The organism is Vibrio sp. 947 (assembly GCF_033339115.1).
Classification (GTDB): Bacteria; Pseudomonadota; Gammaproteobacteria; order Enterobacterales; family Vibrionaceae; genus Vibrio; species Vibrio alginolyticus.
Genome location: NZ_JAWOTX010000019.1, coordinates 20,149 through 41,160 on the forward strand (window position 1 = coordinate 20,149; position 21,012 = coordinate 41,160).

22 protein-coding genes and 18 tRNA genes are annotated in these 21,012 nt (G+C 37.2%); 26 read left to right on the forward strand and 14 right to left on the reverse strand.

Annotation, left to right across the window (positions count from 1 at the left end; all coding sequences use genetic code 11):
* Window positions 1–51 precede the first annotated feature (51 nt).
* Window positions 52–1,089 (forward strand): hypothetical protein, encoded by a 1,038-nt coding sequence (locus R7Q39_RS20550; RefSeq protein WP_318076739.1) that lies wholly within the window; start codon window positions 52–54, stop codon window positions 1,087–1,089.
* Between the two features lie 53 nt (window positions 1,090–1,142).
* On the opposite strand, the gene R7Q39_RS20555 is transcribed toward R7Q39_RS20550, so the two are convergent.
* From R7Q39_RS20555 to R7Q39_RS20570, 4 genes are all read right to left on the reverse strand, one after another.
* Entirely contained in the window at window positions 1,143–2,732 is a 1,590-nt protein-coding gene (locus R7Q39_RS20555; protein WP_038129652.1) for a phosphoethanolamine transferase, read from the reverse strand.
* A 110-nt stretch (window positions 2,733–2,842) separates the two neighbouring features.
* Window positions 2,843–3,202, reverse strand: coding sequence for a diacylglycerol kinase (locus R7Q39_RS20560; RefSeq protein WP_048516073.1), 360 nt, complete (start codon window positions 3,200–3,202; stop codon window positions 2,843–2,845).
* Window positions 3,203–3,352: 150 nt separating this feature from the next.
* Window positions 3,353–3,907: a hypothetical protein gene (locus R7Q39_RS20565; RefSeq protein WP_318076740.1), complete on the reverse strand. Its 555-nt coding sequence runs from the start codon at window positions 3,905–3,907 to the stop codon at window positions 3,353–3,355.
* On the reverse strand, window positions 3,904–4,908 hold the full coding sequence (locus R7Q39_RS20570) for a hypothetical protein (protein WP_318076741.1): 1,005 nt from the start codon (window positions 4,906–4,908) through the stop codon (window positions 3,904–3,906). Before R7Q39_RS20570 ends, R7Q39_RS20565 begins: the two co-directional genes overlap by 4 nt.
* Before the next feature lie 75 nt (window positions 4,909–4,983).
* Between R7Q39_RS20570 and R7Q39_RS20575 the strand changes: the two genes are divergently transcribed.
* Window positions 4,984–5,832 (forward strand): hypothetical protein, encoded by an 849-nt coding sequence (locus R7Q39_RS20575; protein WP_318076742.1) that lies wholly within the window; start codon window positions 4,984–4,986, stop codon window positions 5,830–5,832.
* A gap of 95 nt (window positions 5,833–5,927) precedes the next feature.
* On the opposite strand, the gene R7Q39_RS20580 is transcribed toward R7Q39_RS20575, so the two are convergent.
* Window positions 5,928–6,059: a hypothetical protein gene (locus R7Q39_RS20580; RefSeq protein WP_258636185.1), complete on the reverse strand. Its 132-nt coding sequence runs from the start codon at window positions 6,057–6,059 to the stop codon at window positions 5,928–5,930.
* 323 nt (window positions 6,060–6,382) lie between these two features.
* Here R7Q39_RS20580 and R7Q39_RS20585 point away from each other — a divergent pair.
* From R7Q39_RS20585 to R7Q39_RS20670, 18 genes are all read left to right on the forward strand, one after another.
* Window positions 6,383–6,469 (forward strand) — tRNA-Leu (locus R7Q39_RS20585).
* Between the two features lie 9 nt (window positions 6,470–6,478).
* Window positions 6,479–6,569 (forward strand) — tRNA-Ser (locus R7Q39_RS20590).
* A 5-nt stretch (window positions 6,570–6,574) separates the two neighbouring features.
* Window positions 6,575–6,661 (forward strand) — tRNA-Leu (locus tag R7Q39_RS20595).
* Window positions 6,662–6,699: 38 nt separating this feature from the next.
* Window positions 6,700–6,790 (forward strand) — tRNA-Tyr (locus R7Q39_RS20600).
* A gap of 52 nt (window positions 6,791–6,842) precedes the next feature.
* Window positions 6,843–6,933 (forward strand) — tRNA-Ser (locus tag R7Q39_RS20605).
* A gap of 5 nt (window positions 6,934–6,938) precedes the next feature.
* A tRNA-Leu gene (locus R7Q39_RS20610) sits at window positions 6,939–7,025 on the forward strand.
* A 9-nt stretch (window positions 7,026–7,034) separates the two neighbouring features.
* Window positions 7,035–7,122: transfer RNA gene (locus R7Q39_RS20615), tRNA-Tyr, on the forward strand.
* A 1-nt stretch (window position 7,123) separates the two neighbouring features.
* Window positions 7,124–7,208 (forward strand) — tRNA-Leu (locus R7Q39_RS20620).
* Window positions 7,209–7,248: 40 nt separating this feature from the next.
* Window positions 7,249–7,338, forward strand: a tRNA-Ser gene (locus R7Q39_RS20625).
* A gap of 7 nt (window positions 7,339–7,345) precedes the next feature.
* A tRNA-His gene (locus tag R7Q39_RS20630) sits at window positions 7,346–7,421 on the forward strand.
* A gap of 5 nt (window positions 7,422–7,426) precedes the next feature.
* Window positions 7,427–7,513, forward strand: a tRNA-Leu gene (locus R7Q39_RS20635).
* Window positions 7,514–7,519: 6 nt separating this feature from the next.
* Window positions 7,520–7,610 (forward strand) — tRNA-Tyr (locus R7Q39_RS20640).
* An 8-nt stretch (window positions 7,611–7,618) separates the two neighbouring features.
* Window positions 7,619–7,695: transfer RNA gene (locus R7Q39_RS20645), tRNA-His, on the forward strand.
* Window positions 7,696–7,703: 8 nt separating this feature from the next.
* Window positions 7,704–7,796 (forward strand) — tRNA-Ser (locus tag R7Q39_RS20650).
* Window positions 7,797–7,801: 5 nt separating this feature from the next.
* Window positions 7,802–7,888: transfer RNA gene (locus R7Q39_RS20655), tRNA-Leu, on the forward strand.
* A 9-nt stretch (window positions 7,889–7,897) separates the two neighbouring features.
* Window positions 7,898–7,985 (forward strand) — tRNA-Tyr (locus R7Q39_RS20660).
* Window position 7,986: 1 nt separating this feature from the next.
* Window positions 7,987–8,071 (forward strand) — tRNA-Leu (locus R7Q39_RS20665).
* Window positions 8,072–8,111: 40 nt separating this feature from the next.
* Window positions 8,112–8,201: transfer RNA gene (locus tag R7Q39_RS20670), tRNA-Ser, on the forward strand.
* Window positions 8,202–8,328: 127 nt separating this feature from the next.
* Here R7Q39_RS20670 and R7Q39_RS20675 read toward each other — a convergent pair.
* The 3 genes from R7Q39_RS20675 to R7Q39_RS20685 all read right to left on the reverse strand — a co-directional run bounded on the left by R7Q39_RS20675 (window position 8,329) and on the right by R7Q39_RS20685 (window position 10,539).
* Window positions 8,329–9,585, reverse strand: coding sequence for a transposase (locus tag R7Q39_RS20675; protein ID WP_318076794.1), 1,257 nt, complete (start codon window positions 9,583–9,585; stop codon window positions 8,329–8,331).
* Window positions 9,473–10,021 (reverse strand): recombinase family protein, encoded by a 549-nt coding sequence (locus R7Q39_RS20680; protein ID WP_051141212.1) that lies wholly within the window; start codon window positions 10,019–10,021, stop codon window positions 9,473–9,475. Before R7Q39_RS20680 ends, R7Q39_RS20675 begins: the two co-directional genes overlap by 113 nt.
* 248 nt (window positions 10,022–10,269) lie before the next feature.
* Window positions 10,270–10,539 carry a hypothetical protein gene (locus R7Q39_RS20685; RefSeq protein WP_045595371.1) on the reverse strand — a complete coding sequence of 90 codons (270 nt, stop codon included), beginning with the start codon at window positions 10,537–10,539 and terminating at the stop codon, window positions 10,270–10,272.
* A 92-nt stretch (window positions 10,540–10,631) separates the two neighbouring features.
* Between R7Q39_RS20685 and R7Q39_RS20690 the strand changes: the two genes are divergently transcribed.
* Window positions 10,632–11,384: an HAD hydrolase family protein gene (locus R7Q39_RS20690; RefSeq protein ID WP_020331842.1), complete on the forward strand. Its 753-nt coding sequence runs from the start codon at window positions 10,632–10,634 to the stop codon at window positions 11,382–11,384.
* Between the two features lie 3 nt (window positions 11,385–11,387).
* A complete protein-coding gene (locus tag R7Q39_RS20695; RefSeq protein WP_318076743.1) occupies window positions 11,388–12,476 on the forward strand; it encodes a cysteine protease StiP family protein in 1,089 nt (362 codons plus the stop codon).
* A 398-nt stretch (window positions 12,477–12,874) separates the two neighbouring features.
* Here R7Q39_RS20695 and glyA read toward each other — a convergent pair whose 3' ends face one another.
* The 4 genes from glyA to R7Q39_RS20715 all read right to left on the reverse strand — a co-directional run bounded on the left by glyA (window position 12,875) and on the right by R7Q39_RS20715 (window position 17,278).
* The gene (gene glyA / locus R7Q39_RS20700; protein WP_411977341.1) at window positions 12,875–14,110 is read right to left on the reverse strand and encodes a serine hydroxymethyltransferase; all 1,236 of its coding nucleotides are present in this window, start codon (window positions 14,108–14,110) and stop codon (window positions 12,875–12,877) included.
* A gap of 104 nt (window positions 14,111–14,214) precedes the next feature.
* Window positions 14,215–14,688 (reverse strand): hypothetical protein, encoded by a 474-nt coding sequence (locus R7Q39_RS20705; RefSeq protein ID WP_045595376.1) that lies wholly within the window; start codon window positions 14,686–14,688, stop codon window positions 14,215–14,217.
* 529 nt (window positions 14,689–15,217) lie between these two features.
* Window positions 15,218–16,396, reverse strand: coding sequence for a hypothetical protein (locus R7Q39_RS20710; RefSeq protein ID WP_318076744.1), 1,179 nt, complete (start codon window positions 16,394–16,396; stop codon window positions 15,218–15,220).
* A gap of 102 nt (window positions 16,397–16,498) precedes the next feature.
* The gene (locus tag R7Q39_RS20715) at window positions 16,499–17,278 is read right to left on the reverse strand and encodes a hypothetical protein (protein ID WP_318076745.1); all 780 of its coding nucleotides are present in this window, start codon (window positions 17,276–17,278) and stop codon (window positions 16,499–16,501) included.
* A 68-nt stretch (window positions 17,279–17,346) separates the two neighbouring features.
* On the opposite strand from R7Q39_RS20715, the gene R7Q39_RS20720 reads away from it, so the two are divergent.
* Window positions 17,347–17,895 (forward strand): hypothetical protein, encoded by a 549-nt coding sequence (locus R7Q39_RS20720; protein ID WP_318076746.1) that lies wholly within the window; start codon window positions 17,347–17,349, stop codon window positions 17,893–17,895.
* A 92-nt stretch (window positions 17,896–17,987) separates the two neighbouring features.
* On the opposite strand, the gene R7Q39_RS20725 is transcribed toward R7Q39_RS20720, so the two are convergent.
* Both R7Q39_RS20725 and R7Q39_RS20730 read right to left on the reverse strand, forming a co-directional pair.
* Complete coding sequence (locus R7Q39_RS20725) at window positions 17,988–18,653, reverse strand: Bax inhibitor-1 family protein (RefSeq protein WP_318076747.1); 666 nt, start codon at window positions 18,651–18,653, stop codon at window positions 17,988–17,990.
* Window positions 18,654–18,768: 115 nt separating this feature from the next.
* Window positions 18,769–19,002, reverse strand: coding sequence for a hypothetical protein (locus R7Q39_RS20730; protein ID WP_318076748.1), 234 nt, complete (start codon window positions 19,000–19,002; stop codon window positions 18,769–18,771).
* Between the two features lie 60 nt (window positions 19,003–19,062).
* Here R7Q39_RS20730 and R7Q39_RS20735 point away from each other — a divergent pair, with 60 nt between their 5' ends.
* From R7Q39_RS20735 to R7Q39_RS20745, 3 genes are all read left to right on the forward strand, one after another.
* Window positions 19,063–19,617 carry a regulatory protein RecX gene (locus tag R7Q39_RS20735; protein ID WP_318076749.1) on the forward strand — a complete coding sequence of 185 codons (555 nt, stop codon included), beginning with the start codon at window positions 19,063–19,065 and terminating at the stop codon, window positions 19,615–19,617.
* On the forward strand, window positions 19,618–20,352 hold the full coding sequence (locus tag R7Q39_RS20740; protein ID WP_045595381.1) for a hypothetical protein: 735 nt from the start codon (window positions 19,618–19,620) through the stop codon (window positions 20,350–20,352).
* A gap of 197 nt (window positions 20,353–20,549) precedes the next feature.
* The gene (locus R7Q39_RS20745) at window positions 20,550–20,939 is read left to right on the forward strand and encodes a hypothetical protein (RefSeq protein ID WP_318076750.1); all 390 of its coding nucleotides are present in this window, start codon (window positions 20,550–20,552) and stop codon (window positions 20,937–20,939) included.
* Window positions 20,940–21,012 lie beyond the last annotated feature (73 nt).

Consider the following 21,012-nt stretch of genomic DNA (forward strand, 5'->3'; position numbering starts at 1 on the left):
CTTAGTCAGGAATGGTATAATTGAAAAAAATCATAATAAATAGGTTATGCAATGAGCATACAAAATGAAGAAATGACTAAATGGCTTATCTTGTCAAAAATTGAAGAGGACAAAAATACATTAGGTGTATTGGATGGAATATCCAAACATCCGAACATGCTTTCTTCAGCAGAAGATAAAACCATTTTTTTCCATGAATTCAGAAAATATTTTCAGGTTGAAAAAGACGATTATGATCTTGTCGATGAGCTGCATAAAAAAATCTCTGACTTTCATTTTTCAGAACAAGGTGATTCTCTTTTCGTAGGCATCAAATTCGAAAATTCCATCATATCAATTGGAATGAACGGCTCATTTTCCATAGTAAAACAAACAGGTAATGGGTTTGAGTTTACTAAGCATAGCTATGATAGATACAAAGGATTCATATCTAAGGTGCTCTCAGACATGCATAAAGATATGATTGATTTGTCTCCAAAACTAAAGGTTAACCAAGCAATACGTGCGGCAACTAATGCTGAAAACCTTAGAAGAGAGTTGCGAATAAAAAATGTTCCTCCTATGCCTGAAGACTTTTGGGAAGCAATACAGAGATTAGCGGATTATTCAGAAAACTGTCAGGAGTTCCAAATCCTATTGAGACCAAATATGGATGATATTAGTGATCGTTGTTTAACTCGCTTAGGTAGAGCTTCAGAAATTTTAGAGCGTGACCCTGACTTACTTAGTGATGATGATTATGAATTCACCGTATATCGCTGCCTTCCAGCAGGAAAAGAAATCGAAGCTGGTGATTGGGTTACAACCGATATCGAGTATGCAAAAGCTCATATATCAAACGTAAAGGGCGAGTGGGAAATCATTGAAAGGTCAATTGCAGGAAATGAATTGATAGTTGGAGCAGATCCTCTTGAAATGTATTACGCACCAAGAAGCATTTGGGGTGACTTACGGTCAATTCAAGATGTGTGGAAGTCTGTTACATATCGAAAGCCGATGAAATATGAATCTATGGAACGAATTGTAAATCGCGCTTTAAAGGAGCAAGGACTTACCTCTAAAGATGTTAGCGCTGAATATGCAATCTAAAGAAAAAAGACTGAATCTAAGGCTAAGATTCAGTCTTTTTGATTTCATGAGATTTAAATTCTACACTCAGAAATAAAACTCTTTTCTGGATTGATATCTTTTGTTTCAACACCGAAGAAATCAATTAAGCTATGGAAGAAGTTATCGTGAGAGTAGCTATTTGATGCAGCTTTTTCTCTCAAGCAAGCTTCATCAATACCTTTAGCCTCTGCATACCCCTCTCCCATCCATAGTAGTAAAGGAACTTTCGTTTGCTCTTCTGGAGCAAGTACGTATGGGGTTCCGTGTAGGTATAGACCATTCTCTCCAAGTGACTCACCATGATCGGACAGGTAAAGCATAGCTACATTGTACTTATCTTGATAAGACTTAAGCTTGTTAATAACTTGGCTTAAGAAGTAGTCTGTATAAGCAATAGTGTTGTCATATACATTCACGATTTCTTCATCGGTGCAGTTCTCAATATCACTTCGATCACAAGAAGGAGTAAATTGGGTCATGCTTGATGGGTAACGCTTGTAATAAGTTGGACCATGACTGCCAATTGTATGAAATGCAATCATTTTATTTCCTTCTGAAGATAAAACTTTATCGTCAAAACCCTTAAGCATTACTTCATCATAACAGGTAAGCCCATCACAAAGTTGCTTATCAGATGATGGGTCGATTTGAATTAGCTCTAATCGTTTCGCTACAGCTTTATCACCACCATCATTTTCATACCATGAGATAGAGACATCGGCTTTAGAAATAATATCCAATGCGTTACTTTGATTGTTAGCAACATCTTTCTTATACCCGTCTCTATCCATATTAGAGAACATACATGGAAGAGAGTGCGCTGTTGCAGTTCCACAACTACTTACGTCCTGAAACGAGATAATGCCTTCACCTTTTGTATACTTGTTGGTATCTCGCTCATAGCCATTGTATGCAAAATTCTGTGAACGTGCTGTTTCACCTACCACTAAAACAAACAAAGTCGGCTTCCCATTAGATGCTGAGATCATTTTAGCATCCTCACCTAATTCTTTGAATGGTAGTTGCTCTTTAGGGAAAACGGTATTCTTAATGTATCGAGTAGAATAATAGATGTGAGTAGGAACAATCATCTTGTTTAGATACTTATTATTTCTACCTACAGACGCGTAATCCTTGTAAAACAGAGCCGCTAGAGCGGCAATACCAACTACAGCTACTACTAGCCCTACTGCTCGGTGAATCATACGTGTTTTTAGAGGCTTGTCAGTATCGATTTTAACCAATGCGATAAGGATTGAAGGCACAATACCTGTGAAGAACACGTACATTACAGAACGCATGTTTACATATGAAGCTGCTTCACTTGAATGTGTTTCGAAGATATTTTCAATCATTCCATAATCGAAAATTACCTGGTAAGTGTTTGTTGCATAACAAGCGGCTGCTGATGAAATAGTAAACAGGATAAAAACTGGTCTGAATACAAACTTAAATCCAAATGCTGAAAAAATGATAAAAAATGCAAATGACAGCAATAATGGTGAAGTGTATGAGAACAGATGACTTTCTGAACCTTTCGTTAACTCAATAAGTTTTGAAGTAACAGGAGTATTCAGAACAAAGCCAAAGTACAATGACATAATTGCAAGAAATGCTGTCATTGAGATCTTATATTTTTCCCTTAGCGATGAAATGCTAAAGGAAGCAGGTGGATTAACTGCTTCTGTAGTCAACTTTACTTCCTCTTTTTAATTTTTTTAATAAATAAATATTACGCGAATAGAACGGCAGACCAAGTTAGAGCGACAAGAACTAAAGCGAAAAACACCGCAGCGGAACCAATATCTTTTGCACGTCCACTTAACTCATGAATTTCAGAACCAACACGGTCTACTACTGCTTCGATTGCAGAATTGAGCAGTTCTACAATAATTAGGAATACAACAGAACCCACCAGCATGAATTGCTCCATTACTGTGAAGTCACCAAAGGCTGCGACCAATACAGAAACAGCTAGAGCAAAGAACTCTTGTCTAATAGCCGCTTCATGAGTGAATGCTGCCTTAATGCCTTTAAATGAATAACCTGTTGCTTTATATAATCGAAAAACGCCAGTATGCCCTGGTTTCATTGTATTACCCTTCCTTTAAAGAATTATTACATAATACTGATTTCCAATTATTTATCAATACCTTGAATAAATTATTTTGTATGGTATTTTTTAATCAATAAAACCCGTCATATAGACGGGTTTTTAATCGTTAAAAATGATTAGATTTGTTTAATGTGCGTAAGCAAGACCTGTGATTTCTTCCGCTTTTTTCACATAATCTATTCTTGATAGGTTATTTCTTAAAATATCAAAAAGATCTTCTTTTATTACATTGTTTATCATTGACTTTATTAAGTCATAAATATTTTTTTCATTGTGAAAAATAGACCCTTCACAATGACCTAAAACACTTTTCAACTCACTGCCGATCATTCCAGAGCAATATACTAGACATTCCTGACATTTTGTTGACGCCAATTTTTCGACCATGCTATTGATTTCCCAGACATTTTCCTGATAACTTCTCGACCTAGATAGCTTATCAAAAACATCTAGCTCAGTTGACAAAACAGACATGGTAAACTGCCGCATATGCGATAGCACCACCTCTTCAGATATTTTATTAACCAATAAAATGTCATTTAACTTCAAATTGCGACTTGAATCAGCCCACAGAAGCTGATCAATCTCTTTTTGATTTAGATAGTTAGAAGAGTTTTTTTGTATCACAGACATCAATTCTTCTTTTGATTTGTAGTTAAAAATTTTTTGAACGATATTCATGACTTAACTCTTTTTTTTCTTTTTATTAAACCAAGTTGTATATTGAGATTTTTATTCTCTATTCGATTACCATTAATAAAGGTGCTGATATATAGAGGGTCTTCTCTCTTTAGGTGCTTGAACGCATCCTGGCAAGCAAAAGTGATTTCTATTGGGGGGGAATATCTACAAGCAAGTGAACTATAAAACGATAACTGGCTTGAAGCCTTGTGAAGCTCTGTATAGAATCCTTCATCAGCTCTAGTGTTGATAAAGTATAGGTAATTATCACCAATTCTAATGTCAAACTCCACACTTAGTGTTTTGTCATTTAAGTCTGCTATCGATTTTTCTAATTTTTCAATTTCTTCTTTAATCTCTTGAATCGATACAATTTCCATCTCATCGTTCAGATACGCGATATCCTCATCTGTTACCCCGCGAGATTTCATTAACTCGATTTCCGACTTCTTGTTATTAATTGATCTTCTAATTCCTTCGGTAGCATTGAAGTCAAATCTCAAAGTCTGTCTATCAACAAATTCGACTGAATGTTCATCAATAAATTTTTTATAGTATTCATTCAAATTTTCTCGATCATACTCATCTGCACCATCAATTCGCATTAGTCCAGAAACAGAACTTCTCAAGCAGTCTCTAAATTTTTTTGTATTTCCTTCAAATCCACTAACAAACTCAATGATGCCAAGGTTTAAATGCAGTCTTCTGCTACCATTCTTCTTAGCAATTGAAACATAGTATCGGACGCCTTCAATTAAATCGCTTCTATCCCATCCATAGACACGGTTAAAGATAACTGGAAACTTTGATTTTATGGTTAAAATACTGCCTTTTCTAGAGATTACAGTATCGCCCCCGTCCGTCTTTATTTCTTCGTTTGCTTCTTTGATTTGCTGATCAATATCACTGCCTCTAAAATTACAGTTCTTATCGATTTTTATGGTTATTTTATTGGATTTAACTTCATATCTTCTATACTTAGAAATTTCATCAATATTCATTCTTCTTTCTCTTTATTTTCTTTTGATTGTTAAATATTATATGCATTTAACGAATGCAAATAAAGAATAAAGTCCATGAATTATAAGAACACGGTTACGATTTTAAACAATTTTTCCCATAACACTACAATTGAATATTTACTAACAAATTTGTCTTCAAGTCATTTTGAGCCAGATGATTACAGCCACCTTAAAAGCTTGAAAAATCTTAATGTTGGTCAAGCGATACTAACTCTGTTGGAAAAGGGGTGTGAAGATGGAGACCCATACTGTATTGATGTTACTGTTTCTAACTATCTAGAGAAGAAACTAACAAGAGAAGCTTTACCGTTAGTGCGCAAACACCGAAACACTAAAGATATTGATGTTGCTATTGCTTGCGCTAAGGTTGAGTCTTCACTTGGGTATTTAGGTGACTCAATTAAGATATTGCTAGACCATAATATCAATTCATTTAAAGCATGTAGTCATCTTTATACCTTCACCATCATCAACTTTGCTTCAGCATTTTGCCAAAAATCAGATGAAAACGCGTCAACATTAGAAATCGACTTGGATCCTACTACACTAACTCTTGTAGAGTGCGCTGAAAAAGATATTGATGCCGAGTTTATACATCAGGTGACTAAGTTCATGGTGTTTTCAACCTGGTTCTACAATAACGCTCAGAGGATAATCAATAGTTCTGAAGATTTAGGTATTGATGTTTCTACATTAACTATTGATGGTGAAGACTTCTTAGGTTCATTAGCAACTGTCACAAAACTTGTTGGTGAATTACCTAAGTTATGTTTTGAAGGGACACTAAAAGAACAAAAAGAAAAAATATTTGAAAAAAACAAACTTCTTGATTGCAAGCGTATCTCATTGATTAATCTATGGAATTTTCTATACTCGACAGATGAAAGTAAAAGTTTTCATTAAAAAGTTTAGTTTTTTTTCGATTTATGGGTTGACGAAGATTAAGTTTAGTTTTATATTTTAATCATCGAAGCACGGGAACAGATTCCGATGCGTTTTTAAATAAGTTTTTGAGGAAATGAAAATGTTACATTCATACTTACATCTAAGTTATCTATCGCTTTATAACTAGGTTGTGTTGCACCTGTCAGGTTCAGCACACGCTCCCTGGCAGAAGTATGAGTTTTCATTTCTGTAAATCTATAGACTGAATCTATAAGTTCAATCTATATCGGGGAGACTATAAGTAGTCTCCCCTTTTCGTTTTGGTTTGTTTTAAATTTAATTTTATACGGTTTAATTATGTCTTACTTATCGCATTTACATTATTCACTAAGTTATTCACTGCTATCTACGTAGCATTGTGACCAGATACGTATACCTGGAAGCAATGTAACTAGAAGCTTCCAGACCTATCGTATCTATGATCTGCGATATGTCTATAAGGGGGCTTCTACGGAAGCCCCCTTAGTGTTTTTAAAGTCAATTAAAAACTAGTTGATTTTCAAAACATGCTCTTGTGGCGTAATTGGTAGGCGCGGAAGGTTGAGAGCCTTCTAGTGGAAACACTGTCCCAGTTCAAATCTGGGCAAGAGCACCAAGTAAATCTGGAGAGTTGGCAGAGCGGTTGATTGCAGCAGTCTTGAAAACTGTAGGTCATTAATAGTGATCCGAGAGTTCGAACCTCTCACTCTCCGCCAAATTTGCTCATATGGCGTAATTGGTAGGCGCGGGGGATTTAAAATCCCTTGATTGAAAAATCGTTCGAGTTCGAGTCTCGATATGAGCACCATTTTAAATAGGAATGTTTTTTATATTCTTTAATATATTGGATGTGTAGTCACGTATGGATCGTGAGTGGGCTGTAACCCCACTGTGTGCGAAAGCCACCAGCAAGGTTCGATTCCTTGTACATCCACCAGAATATTGGTGATAGTGGTTGAGAGCGCAATTCCCTCTATCACCCAAAATTTGGAGAGTTGGCAGAGCGGCTGAATGCACTCCCCTGCTAAGGGAGACTGTACTAATAGTGCAGCGAGGGTTCGACCCCCTCACTCTCCGCCAAATTTGCATCTATGGCGTAATAGGTAGGCGCGGCAGGCTCAGAACCTGCTAGTGGAAACACTGTACCAGTTCGAGTCTGGTTAGATGCACCAAAACAAATTGGTTGAGTAGCGAAGTGGCTAAACGCCTCTGACTGTAAATCAGATCTCCCATTGGAGTTCGAAGGTTCGAATCCTTCCTCAACCACCATGCTGACATGGCGTAATTGGTAGGCGCGAGAGATTCAAAATCTCTTACCGTAAGGTGTCTGGGTTCGACCCCCAGTGTCAGCACCAAATTCTAAAGAGCATTCAAGAGTGTTCTTCAGAATATAATAGAGGATTGGCTGAGCGGCGAAAGCAACAGTCTTGAAAACTGTAGGATGTTAACAGCGTCCCAAGGGTTCGAGTCCCTTATCCTCTGCCAAATTATGGTGACGGTAGTTCAGTGGTTAGAATTTCTGGCTGTGAACCAGAAGGTCGCGAGTTCAAGTCTCGTCCGTCACCCCATATCTGCTTCTATGGCGTAATAGGTAGGCGCGGTAGGTTGAGAGCCTGCTGGTGGAAACACCGTACCAGTTCGACTCTGGTTAGAAGCACCAAATTTCGGGTGTGTAGTCACGTATGGATCGTGAGTGGGCTGTAACCCCACTGTGCGCGAAAGCCACCAGCAAGGTTCGATTCCTTGTACACCCACCAGAATACTGGTGATAGTAACTCAGTTGGTTAGAGTCCCTGATTGTGATTCAGGAAGTCGAGGGTTCGATTCCCTTCTATCACCCCATTTACACTGGAGAGATGGCAGAGCGGCTGAATGCACTAGCTTGGAAAGCTAGCAGGCGCAGAGAATGCGCCTCGCGGGTTCGAACCCCGCTCTCTCCGCCAAACTTGCATCTATGGCGTAATAGGTAGGCGCGGTAGGTTTAGATCCTACTGGTGGAAACACCGTACCAGTTCGACTCTGGTTAGATGCACCAAAACAAATTGGTTGAGTAGCGAAGTGGCTAAACGCCTCTGACTGTAAATCAGATCTCCCATTGGAGTTCGAAGGTTCGAATCCTTCCTCAACCACCATGCTGACATGGCGTAATTGGTAGGCGCGAGAGATTCAAAATCTCTTACCGTAAGGTGTCTGGGTTCGACCCCCAGTGTCAGCACCAAATTCTAAAGAGCATTCAAGAGTGTTCTTCAGAATATAATAGAGGATTGGCTGAGCGGCGAAAGCAACAGTCTTGAAAACTGTAGGATGTTAACAGCGTCCCAAGGGTTCGAGTCCCTTATCCTCTACCAAATTAAATAGTTGGATAAATCATAAATCCCGCTAATTAAGGGTAGGTAGCGCGTAAGTGGAAGCGCCCTGGACTCTTGATTTAAATCGCAACGAACGCAATATTCGCTGTTATGACTAAGGTACAAGCTACCTTGTTAAATGCTTAAGCAATATATTTCTCGCACCGTTGATGTCACGGTCAACGGTGAAGCCATCGCCTTTAATAATTTTTGATGAACCTAGTTTTTTATCAATTATTCCATCCCAAGACCGAGTCTTTGATGTATGTGATTCGTTACAATCTACCACTTGTTTACCGTACTTTTTTGCATACCATTTCAAGCGCAACTTAAAACCGTAATGGTTTAAATCAAGCATCTGACGGCAAGTATTACGGCGGATTGTTCGGATCTTTTTATCCTTTCGCGTAACCATCCTCCTTGTCTCGAATGACGGCAAAAAGATGACATCATAGTTAGATACAAGCTCATGAGCCAAGCGGTTGTGCAAGTCCAAGATAAGATCATCTTTCTTGCACTTTAAACGGTTAATCTCGCGGTCAAAGTAGATAATGCGATCTCTAGCCCACTGCGGCATGTCTGTGAACTTAACGCCTTTCTGGGTGTTCAAGACTTTCTGCTTTTGACCAATTAACTTGTCTACTCGCTTCATTAGCGGGAATAGCTTTTCTTTGGCAAAGTTATCGCCAACAACCAGCGCATCATCTTTACTAAAGCAAGTTGCAAACGTTCGGACACCCTGATCGACACCAACACACTTAACTTCTCCTTGGATCTCGGTTTGAAGCTCAATATGTTGCTGCACTTGAATGAACCAACGCCCTTTATCACAAGTGATAATGCAACTTTTCCCAATTGCTTCACTTGGTACACTTTCGGTTAAATGAATCTTTCCTAGAGCTTTAACGCAAGGATTTAAGCCTTTAGGTAAACGGTCGATACTGAAAGAATGTTTTGAACCTTTACGACTCTTAAAACTGATCTCGCTAAAGCCAGACTTAGCGCCTTTCAGTTTCTTGTTTTTGCTGCATACCGATTTAAATGTTGTGGCAGCAGCAAGTGTACCGTTATCTGACACCAAGGAGTTGTAAGCTCTACCAGACTCTTTTTGCTCTTGTTCAACTTGCGCCTTGATTGCAGGGCGCATATTGATGAATTTGCCGTTCTCGTCCTTATAATCATCGTTTCGGAATCGCTCAACTGCCAGGTTGTACGAGCGGCGGTATAGCGCTAAAGCATCAAAGTAAGCCGATTCATTCTCTGGATAGAATCTAATCTTTTTCGATGCTATTACTTTTGCGCCTTTCAGTAGATCGCTTTCCGTAGTGGCTATTGCAGAACGAGGTAATAAAACCGATAAGTTCTGCGGTGTCGAATGATTCAGTGGTGTTATTCGAGTCATCCAAGATCTCGATTCGTCCACCTGATAGTTCAACAAGCCATTTGATAAGCTCGAAACCAGATCTTGCGAGTCGGTCTTTTGTGGCAACCACAATGTGGACTGAATGTCCGAGCATTGCTGATTCCAAAATGGTTTGCAGTCCTTTTCGTTTAAAGTTGAAAGCACTGGCAACGTCACTGATAAATTCTGCGTCAGGATACCTTTCGAGCAGGATACGCTTTTGCGTGTCAATACTAGACTTTTGTTTGCTTGAGCTAACTCTCGCATAGCATATCCTCCGTTGTTGGGTAATAAAAATGCGGTAGTGACCGCCATCGGTTTGCTTAACTTTGTCGTAAAAGTCGCTTTCTATTCTTCGCCTGATTGTCTGTGTCGTAACACCTTCAATCTTTGCGAGTTTTGTTGTGGATACCCACATAAAAAAACACCTCGGCTAAGTGAGGTGAAAATCGCATCGCAACAAACTCAACATCGTCAATAGGGCAATGTTGCGTTTGTTTTATATTTAATCAACTGTAAATCCAGTGTCTCAGACCTTGGAGGTTCGATCCCTCTCCTACCCACCATTTTTAAAATGCTGACATGATGGAATAAGCATCCATAATAGGTTGAGAGCCGATATCTTACTTCATTCGGGTTCTAATCTCAATATCATACGCATTCATATCAAGGTAACTTTTTATTAGCTTTAATATTTAAATGCTTTTCTGCTAATCCTCTAATTCCGTTAAGAGTCACACCAGCACTTAAGATTGTGATTGAAGACAACCCCAAAAACGCCAACGCTTCAATCAATAGTGTTGATTTTTCGAATGAATGAAGAATTGAGCACATAGTGATAGCACTCAAACCCAATCCCAAAAGTCCAGACACAAAACTTAGAATATGATCATTCTTAATCACTTCTTTTCTTGTATTTTCTATATACTTAATCATTAAAACTCATGCCTTCCATCTTTTCATTGACAGCGAACCAAAAAAACATATAATTCATGAAAATCTTAATAATCAAATAAATAAAGGTAAGTATGATTTATTGTTTTAGTGACTTAGATGATTCACTCTTTCAGTCTGCGCATAAGTGTAGCGTTGATACTGAAAACTGTAAACTCGTTTCATTTAAAGAAAATGGCGACATGCAAGGTTTTAGCACTCCTGCTCAGCAACAGTTTATTGATCTTATCAAGAAAAACGGCACTCTGATCCCAGTAACCGCAAGAACCGTTAATAGTTTTAATCGTGTTTCAATGGATTTTGACTCATACAAAGCAATATGTCATGGAGCAATCGTTCTTGCGCCGAATGGCGCTATTGATCCTGAATGGAAAGAATACTTGGAAGATCAAATTAGTATTCATAATGAAAAGTTTCAACAGCTTGTAGATCTAGTTCGAACATTAGTTAATGAGATTAATATTCAGCCAACTATGTTTGGCGTGAAGGAAAACTACGGTTATCCCTGCTACTTTAATTTGAAAGTCGAATCAAAAGACTCAAGTAAGCTAGAAAAGCTATTCTATCATTTTCATAGTTTTGTTAACTCAAACAGAGAATTTGATGAGTTCGCCATTCATTGGAATGACAGAACATTTGACATTTTACCTCCGTACACCAGCAAGGCGAAAGCAGTAGAGTTTATTTATAAAAAGCTTGGAATCACAAGCAGTGACCTGGTATTTGGTCTTGGTGATTCTCTCAGCGACTTACCATTCATGAATCAATGTGATTTTTTGATGATTCCGAAAAACAGCCAAATTGTAAAAAGAAAAAATTTAGGATAGAACATGAACAAACCAATGCAAGGTTCTTACAAAGAGAGTGATTGCTTATTTTTAATGCAAGAAGTACAAGTCAAGTTTGAAACGGCTGAACAAAGAGAAAGTAAAGTTCAATCAGGTATTGTCCATTACTCCGAGAAGGTAGGTAATGAATCACCTCCCACTGAAGAATACAGTAATCTTTTCTATGAGATGATGGAAAAGCATAAGGGGCGATTAGCGACAGAAGTTATGTCTTTAGCTAAAAAAATTGTTTCCAATCGTTCAACATACGGTACGGTAGATAATCCTATCGTATTACTATCTTTAGCACGAGCAGGTACACCAATTGGCGTTCTCCTGAAAAGAGCACTTGATAAGCTTCAAGTATCTTCTGTTCATTACAGTATTTCAATCATTAGAGATAAAGGCATTGATGAAGCAGCTTTAGACTACATTGTTCAGAATTATGACGATGGTGCTGCGGTCTTTATCGATGGCTGGACTGCGAAAGGTGTTATTACCAAAGAGCTTCACCAAGCTGTAGAGAAATACAATGCATTGAAAGGAACCAATATTCCGAAAGAGCTTTTTGTGATTAGTGATATTGGTGGTACTGCTGATGTAACAGCAACTTACGATGATTACACAATGCCTTCAGCATTGATGAACTCAACTGTGTCTGGTCTACTGTCTCGCTCTGTTTTAAATGATGAGATCCTTGCTACTGGTGGATTTCATGGATGCGTTGTCTATCGACACTTAGCAGAGCACGATCTCTCAAATTGGTTTATTGATGAAATTAATAAGCTTATGGATGTACATTCAGTTTGTGATGATGTTGTTGTTTCAAAAGAAGAACGTCAACTGGTTACTAAAAAGTTTATGAATACCATCATGACTGAATACTCGGTATCGAACATTAATCGAGTTAAGCCTGGTATCGCTGAGGCTACACGCATTATGCTTCGTCGGACACCAGATCTTTTAATGGTTAAAGACATGCAACATGTGGATACTGCACATCTGGTTCAAATCGCAATTGAGAAAAGTATTGAGATTGTGGTTATTGAAGATATGCCATTTGGCGCTTGCTCAATCATTCGTGATTTATAGTTCAGGGAAGATGAGAGTGAAGATGACTAAATGTAAAAATATCGAAAACTCAATAACATATTGTTTAGTTGTAGCTCTTTCATTCAGTATTTTCGCGCATGTTTTCGTTAGTGTTGTTTATGGGATTTGCAATCCTGAATCAATCAAAGAAGATTCACTTCTTAAATATAATTTCTTCTCTCTTTCCCAAGGCGAAACTAACATGGTCTGGGCTATCACATCAGGTATTATGCTCATTATATCAGGGTATAGACTATTAGCACTCGCCAGAGGGAAGTAAACAAGAGCTGAAGCTTAGTTAATTTTAAGGCACCACATGGGAAAGTGGTGCCTTTCTATAACTAGAATCAATGAAATCTTATCTCATTGGGACATTAATATTTGTGCAGTATCGAGTATCAATACACTGGATATTGCCTACAAATATTTAGCATTTTTTCTTTCACCTTAAGAATGACACTTTCATCACCCTTACTATCCAAAATATCTGCAATTCCATCGCCTATCACATCCATTTCATCTAGACCAAAACCGCGTCTCGTTACGGCAGGCACACCAATCCTAAGTCCAGATGTTACAAATGGAGACTGGGGATCGTTAGGCACTGAGTTTTTATTTAGTGTGATGTTCGCTAAACCAAGAAGGTGCTCAGCTTCTTTCCCTGTAAGTTCTTTGTTCTGTAAATCAACCAAAAACATATGAGACTCTGTGCCATTCGAGACAATTTTATATCCACGCTCTGAGAGCTTTCTAGAGAGTCTTTGTGCATTATTCAATACGTTAGACTGATAGGTAGTGAATTCTTCGCTCATAGCTTCTTTGAAGGCTACAGCTTTAGCGGCAATGACATGCATCAAAGGACCGCCTTGAATACCAGGGAAAATTGCAGAATTTATTTTTTTACCGATGTCTTGATTATTTCTCGCAAGAATCAAGCCCCCTCTTGGACCGCCTAGTGTTTTGTGCGTTGTTGATGTTACAACGTCAGCTACATCGAGTGGGTTCGGATACAATCCAGCAGCTACGAGTCCCGCAACATGAGCCATGTCAACCATAAGCAAAGCGTCAACTTCGTCAGCGATATTTCTAAATTCAGTCCAATTTGCGATCTTTGAATATGCAGAAAAACCTGCAACGATGAGCTTAGGCTTATGCTGGACTGCTAGCTTTCTTACTTCCGAGTAATCAATGAATCCATCATCATTTAAACCATAACCAATAAAGTTGTAATTCTTACCTGAGAAATTAACGGCAGAACCATGTGTTAGATGACCACCATGATCAAGTTTCATTCCTAAAACCGTATCGCCAGGGCGTAAAATAGCTTGATATACAGCGGCGTTGGCTTGAGAACCTGAGTGAGGTTGAACGTTAGCGTATGTTGCATCAAAAAGCTTCATGGCTCTTTGCACGGCTAATGATTCGATATTATCAACGAACTCACACCCTCCGTAATAACGCTTGCCAGAATATCCCTCAGCATATTTATTTGTTAAGCATGACCCCTGAGCTTCCATGCAAGCTTTGGATGCATAGTTTTCAGATGCTATAAGTTCAATATGATGCTCTTGTCTTTCTTGTTCATTATTGATTTGAGAAAAGATTTCAGGATCTGTATTTCTTAAATTATTCATAATGGTCTCTTTTATTATTTGTACGCAGGATATTATACCATTAGATAGATGAAATTTGAAAAACAATCCCATGAAACCCACAGTTATACTATTTTATAAACAGTTTATTTTGACAATAGACTTCGACATTTTTCTAAAGCCTGCTTAAAACTCAAACCTTTAAAAGACTTATCTTTCGCACTTTTGATTGCGCAAACCAGTTCTTTATCATCAAATTTTTCAACTGCCGAATGAACCTCATTAAAGCTTGCTTTATATGTTCTGATAACAGCATTGTTCCTACTCAACATTTGAACTTTAGAGATGTTTTTAGGACTGTTATTCGTACAATAGTGGAAAGCATTATCAGCTTTCCCTTCAAAAAGCCTATTCTCTCGCAATCCTTCAGCGCAAACGATAGTGGAAGCTTTATTGTTACTACAGTAGTCTAATCGTTCTTTTAGGTTTCCGTAGAATTCTTTGTGATTAGATAGACCTGACTCGCAATCAATGATATCTAAGGGTTTTTGAAGAGCGTATGAATTGAAAGAGATAATTCCAATTCCCACACAAAATATGGATCTTGCTATTGATTTCATTTTCTTATTCTTTATTTATTATTATTAATTAAATTGTTTTTAAGGAATAATATATCAATGGTGACAAAAAATCAAAAATTGCACCATTGCTAATCAAGTAATGTTAACTTTCAACTCTAGATTACAGAAATGTTTGATGTGAATTCAATAATCACTATATTCAAAGGTCACGAGACAAGAAATGAATCCGCAATATATTGATACAAAGGTCTATACCTCAGACATAGAAATAATGCGAATGTATGCAGAATTGTGCGGTAAGACAACTGACAACTTATCTGAACTCAAACTCAGGGAAAATCGAGTTGGCATAAGCATGTGGTCAGATGGTAAATGTTTCGGCTTGTTTGCAAAAGGATCCTCAATAGATAGGAATAAGGGATACAAAGAAATAAGCGAGGAACAAGTACGAGATCAATTTTTACAATTGAAGACTGAACACTCCATTAAATAATTTATTTTGTTTGTTTATAGAAAATATAAAGAGGGCGTGTTAACCCTCTTTTAATAATTGCTGAAAATTTAAAGTCTACATCACTAAAGTTGATTCTGAAGTTTTTTCTGTAGAGTATCTAGCTCGTTTGCTGACAATTGAATCTTCAAAGTTCTTTAGCTTGGCTAAGAATATTTCGTCAACCGCTATAAACTCAGAAACCTCATCAGTAAACTTTTTAGAAATTTCAGTCAATTGTGATTTTAATTCACTTGGCTGTAGACACAACGCATGAACAACAGCGGCGTTTGCATAATCTTCGAATGCTCTACAGGCTTTCCAGCGCGTTTCATTTGGAATTTCACCAAGAAACCCTTCGACTTTACCGTAATACGTCGAATACTTCTTACCAACAAATGAAGATATTAAGCTATCTAGATCTTTTTCGCTTTCTGAGCAAAAACCTCGTAGTTTTGTTAAACTAGGAATGTTTTTTATCAAGAAAGATGGATCAACATTCTCATAAGAAAACTCATCTAAAATTATAGGGTTAAGTTTCGTTTTAGGGAATTCCCTTTTATCAATTGCTGGTTCCATCCACTCATTATGAGTCTTTAAATGTTCGCTTAGATTATTAAAGAAAACAGAGCGAGGATTAATCATATGGTGCTTGATCTGTGTTAAGACTTCACCTTTTTGCTTATATTCACCAGCCTCTTTCATCCTTACTTCACTATCGTCAGAATAGCTAGCGTTATAACCATAAATTTCATTCTCCAATTCAATGAGTTTGTATAACTCCTTGAAATTTTGGTGAGAGCAATTTTCAATTTGTTCTTTTATTTGGCTTGCGAACCTTGCCTGTACGGAATCAGATTCAGAATCAATAAACTGATCCAAAGCTTTATGTATTTTAATCAACTGTAACTTAGAAAAATCACTTACTGGTTCATTAGGAAGATACTTAACAGCGTCGATGAATACCTTTGAATGAGAGTGAATTCCATTATTAACAGAATTTTCTAAGGAACCTAATTGCATGAACATATCCTTTATTGATATATCATTTAAGTCAGTCTTATTGGACTTTAAATCAACAAGGCATACAGCAATTTTTGCCAGTGCTCTCTCAGTTCTAATGCAAATAGCAGTAGCTCCAGAAAGAACATCTTTGCTTTTCTTGAACCTAGACATCGTGATGAGTTCATTCACATCTTCGACCATCACTTTACCTATGGCATCAGATATCGCTTTATAGATCTGAATATCGTTCATTATTTCGATTCCTTTATTTTTATTTATATAATAATTATATCATGAACTAAAAAATGAGTGTATAAAAAAGAGCCACTATGTGGCTCATAGAACGAACTTCTACTAATACGTTAGTTCTCTGCTTTTTTGCGCATTAACCTTTTTAACTGAATTATCAAAAACTCTTTTCGTAATCTCAGTAAACTCAGCGAAAGGAGACTTTTTCATTTCCATCTTAAAGTATTTTGGTTTATCGAAAGCGTCAATACCTTTTACACCAATAGGAACATGGTATACGTCATGAAGAGTTCTAGTGCTGCTATCAGGATTAACTTTTGTTCTTGCTACTTCAATAATTGCCTGACCTGCACCATGTATAGTAGAGATTTTAAATGCTGAAATCTCATTATCATTACAAACGTATTTATCAAACTGGGTTCCGCTTAAACCACTAAATTTAGGACTTTCATCAAATGGCGTTCTTAGATCAAGCATTTCTTCGAGTCGTTGTTTTAGAGAGATTCTTCTTGGTCTGTATCCTGGAGCATCTTCAAATTGCGTAGACAATCTTAGAGCCTGCTCCTTAGTAACCTCAGTGATCTCCCCTGTGTTATGACCCTTGCACTCAATATGATAAAATTTCGAGTTATCAGCGGAATCTTTAACGCATTCTCTAGTGTGGTTTTCAGGAGATGTACTTGTAGAGTTGCAGCGGTTTAGATTGGTTCCCGCACCACTACCTTTTAAAATAGCAATCCAGTGCTGTCCATATTGGGTATCATTTAACAAAAGATCTTTATCATAGACATCCAAGTCAACCATAAACGTTTTTAAGTATTCTGGATTTTTCTTTTTTTCTTCCAAATAGATAGCCTTCAGTGACTCAAATAAATTGTCAGTCATTATCGTTTACCTTTTATTAATTTTTTTATATTATACCACTTTAATTAGTATAATAAAAAGGATTAGAGATGGAATTGGCATCAAAGACATATGCTGTCGAAAAGCATGGAGAACAACGATATGGGTCACTCCCGTATGAGTATCATTTAGAAATGGTTGCATCTATAATTCGTGAGTATTTCGAAGATCATATATTTCTTGATAGTTTAGTCAACGTTGCATACTTGCATGATGTGAGAGAAGATACAGATACAACTCTTGAGGATTTACTATCTCGATTTACTATTACTGAGTCATATGCGGTTGATCTTCTTAGTGATGAAGATGGTTCAACGAGAAAAGAACGCAAAACACTGACATATCGCAAGTTCACAGAGTTTAAAGACCTACTGATTAAAGCTCTTACAGCAACTACTAAGTTTTCCGATAGACTAGCAAACCTGCGACATTCAATCTCTCAAATTAAAGATATGGATGAGGGAAAAGCTAAAGAGAAGTCCATCTCTAAGCTGAAAATGTATATGAATGAGCATCAAGAATTTGTATCCGTATACAAGGACTTTGTTTTATCTGAGAAGCTAAAGAAGGATGTAATCGAGTTTGACTTCTCTGTTTAAAGCATAAAAGCCAGAATCTGATTCTGGCTTTTTAAGTACCCAAACCTTATGATATAAAAAAGCGGCGCAATGCCGCTTTCTTTATTATCAGTTTAATCTTTCAAGATGTCTGAGAATCCCAAAAGCTGAATTAGGCTTAAGAACATATTGTAGATTTGAACAAACAATGTGATTGTTGCACGGATATAGTTTGTTTCTCCACCATTGATGATTTCAGATGTTTGCCACATGATAATTGCGCCTGAAAGGAACATTACCGCAGTGGATATTACCATTGAAATTACAGAAGATTGGAACAATACCACGTTCATAATCGACATGATAAATGCTGAAATCATACCAACAGCCAGGAAGCTTGCGAACTTAGACATTTTAAGTCGCATCTTAATAGTCCAAGCCGAAAGAACCACAAATAGGATCGCGGTAGACATTAATGCTGTTGTAATAATCTCACTACCATTCGAGATTTGCATTACTTGGTTCAAAATTGGACCCAAAGTTAATCCAAGGAAACCTGTAAATACGAATGTTAGTGGTAAACCAGCAGCGCTATCTGCATTTTTCTCAACCAAATAGAGCAACACGAAGTACACTGGCAGCATGAAGTACCAAGGTATTGCACCAATACCTGAAGACATAGAGATAAATGCTACACCTGATGCGGTTAGTAAATTCATACCCAACAGCATATACGTGTTCTTGAGAACCTTCTCTTCCGCAGAAATCGAAACTTTGTCTATTGTTGCTTCTTGTTTCATAAAAAATACCTTCTTTTCTTTTGATGTTTAATATATATAATAAAAACAATAAAAACTCAAGTAAATAATGTAAGATTTTGTTAATCTGACTTAATCTTAAGGTAATTTAAATGATTTAATCAATCGTTTGCGATTTCTTTTTCTTAAAGCAAAAGTAAGGTTGAGCGATATCATAAGCTGTAGCATAGATATCGCTATCGAATTTTCGAATTTCTATCTTGCCTAGATCTAATAGTGACTTAGCTTCTTCCTGCATATCATCTGATACATCATTGATATGCACTCTGCCTTCATCTTCAATACGCTGTATAAGGCTCTTAGTAACTTTTTCCATAATTAACTCTTTCATGTATACTTTTTATTTCGATATTAAATAATAAACTATTGCTTAGCAATAAGGAGTGACTAAATGTTTGCAGGAAAGGTAAAGCCAGCACGAACTATTGATAACGTGTTCAATTCAGCATACTGGCACTTACAACGAAAAGATATGAGCGAGCATGAAATCCTTACCAAGCTTCAGAATAAGACAGATAATGAAGAATGGATTGCTACTGTCATGGCTTCACTTAGAAATGATAACTACATCGATGATAAGAGATTTATTGCTAGTTACATAAGAAATTGTTTTAATAATAAAAAACAAGGACCAAACAAAATAAAATCTGCGTTGATTCATGAGAAAAAGGTTAATCATCAAGAACTTATCGATGAGATACTTCAAGATCCAGACTATGATTTTTTTGATCTGGCTGTAGCTGCATTACGGAAAAAATGGAAAGGTGACAGTATCGATTATAAAACTCGGTCAAAATATTACGCTTATCTTGCTGGAAGAGGTTTTACGAGCGACATGATTAATCACGCTATTGAAACCCTGAAAGAAGAAACCAAAGAACAGAATGATGTCGAATTTACAGCACTAATTGTTGGTGTTAGTTCAAATAATAAAAGAGATATGTAAATGAATACAGAAGAATTCGGTAAAATTACACATTTAACACCTGGCAGGGTGTTTGATTCTAACTCATACTGGTTTAAAGGCGGCTCCTTTTTAAAAATGGATAACTGCCTTTACAAAGAGTTTGAAAAAGCCCTCTCTGAAGTAAAATGGGTTCAAGACCCAGCAAAGGTTTACAATGAGATCCCAGAGCATATAAAACTTCCTGAATCAGAGATTCCCAAAAACCTAACCCGCTCTCAAACTAGGGATCTTTTAAATGCTCACGCTAAGAAAAACTTCCCTGAAGAACTAAAAGGGTCTATCGAAAAGCTTCTGCTTAGCTATCAAACTGAAGAGCTTCAAAGTTTATACAACTTCCAAATTGTGTTCGCTGACTTATGGAATGGGAGTGAAGGTTGTCCTTGGCATTGGGATGGTACTGATGGTGGTGACGCGTTAATCCTTGCGTATTTCAGTGATCACAAAAAGTGGAAACCTGAACTTGGTGGTCAGCTTGAGATAGGAAAGAATTTAGGCTCGGATTCTATGTATCTTTCTAAAATTGGAGAAGTGGAATCTTATGGGTTTGTGCCACCTCAACAAAGAAGCTTCATTATTGTGAACAATAAAAACCCGTATTTTATTCACCGATGTAACAAGTTAATTGACCCTAAGATAAGAAGAATGACCCTTACTCTTGGTCTTAAGTTTGTAGTCAAAGATGATTGGTCTCAGCCATCGAAGGTGATTTGGTAGATAGATACCCGCTTAACTGCGGGTTTTTAATGGCTACGCCACAAACTTCAATAAGCGATTTTTATTTGTTATTTAAAAACATATATTTTCTTATTGACTTTTCATACGCAATTCGTATAATGATTTTAAAGGTTGAGACAATTCAGCTAAAACAAAAAAACACACACACATTAAACAATATAAAAGGAACACTGAATATGAACGCACAATACGATGAATCAATGCTCGATCAAGAAGCTTTGACTAAAGCAAACAGCCTGAGTGTAGTAGACCAAAATGAAATGCGTCTGGATGCCTTGTTTGGTAATCACGTAAGTAAGCCAAATAACCACAGTCATCGTCAAGCTTCTCGACCATCTCTTCGCGTTGTTAAGCAACAAGAAGAATCACAAGCTATGAGTGAAGATTTCGAAATCGACCTAGTTGGACTAGATGATGTTGAATGCGCTTCAAATAGTGTTATTGGCGGATTCTCATTCGGCAAGACTCTAACTGAATTGAAAGAGCACGGTGGCGCACCAAAGAAAAACACATCTCGTCGCGGTACTGGTTATTTAGGTCGCAACGGTCGCAACCGAAAAGCTTAAAAATCTTGATATCGAGGGGGTATCACCCCCTCTGAATTGAACTGACATATCAAGTATTTACATGCTATAATTC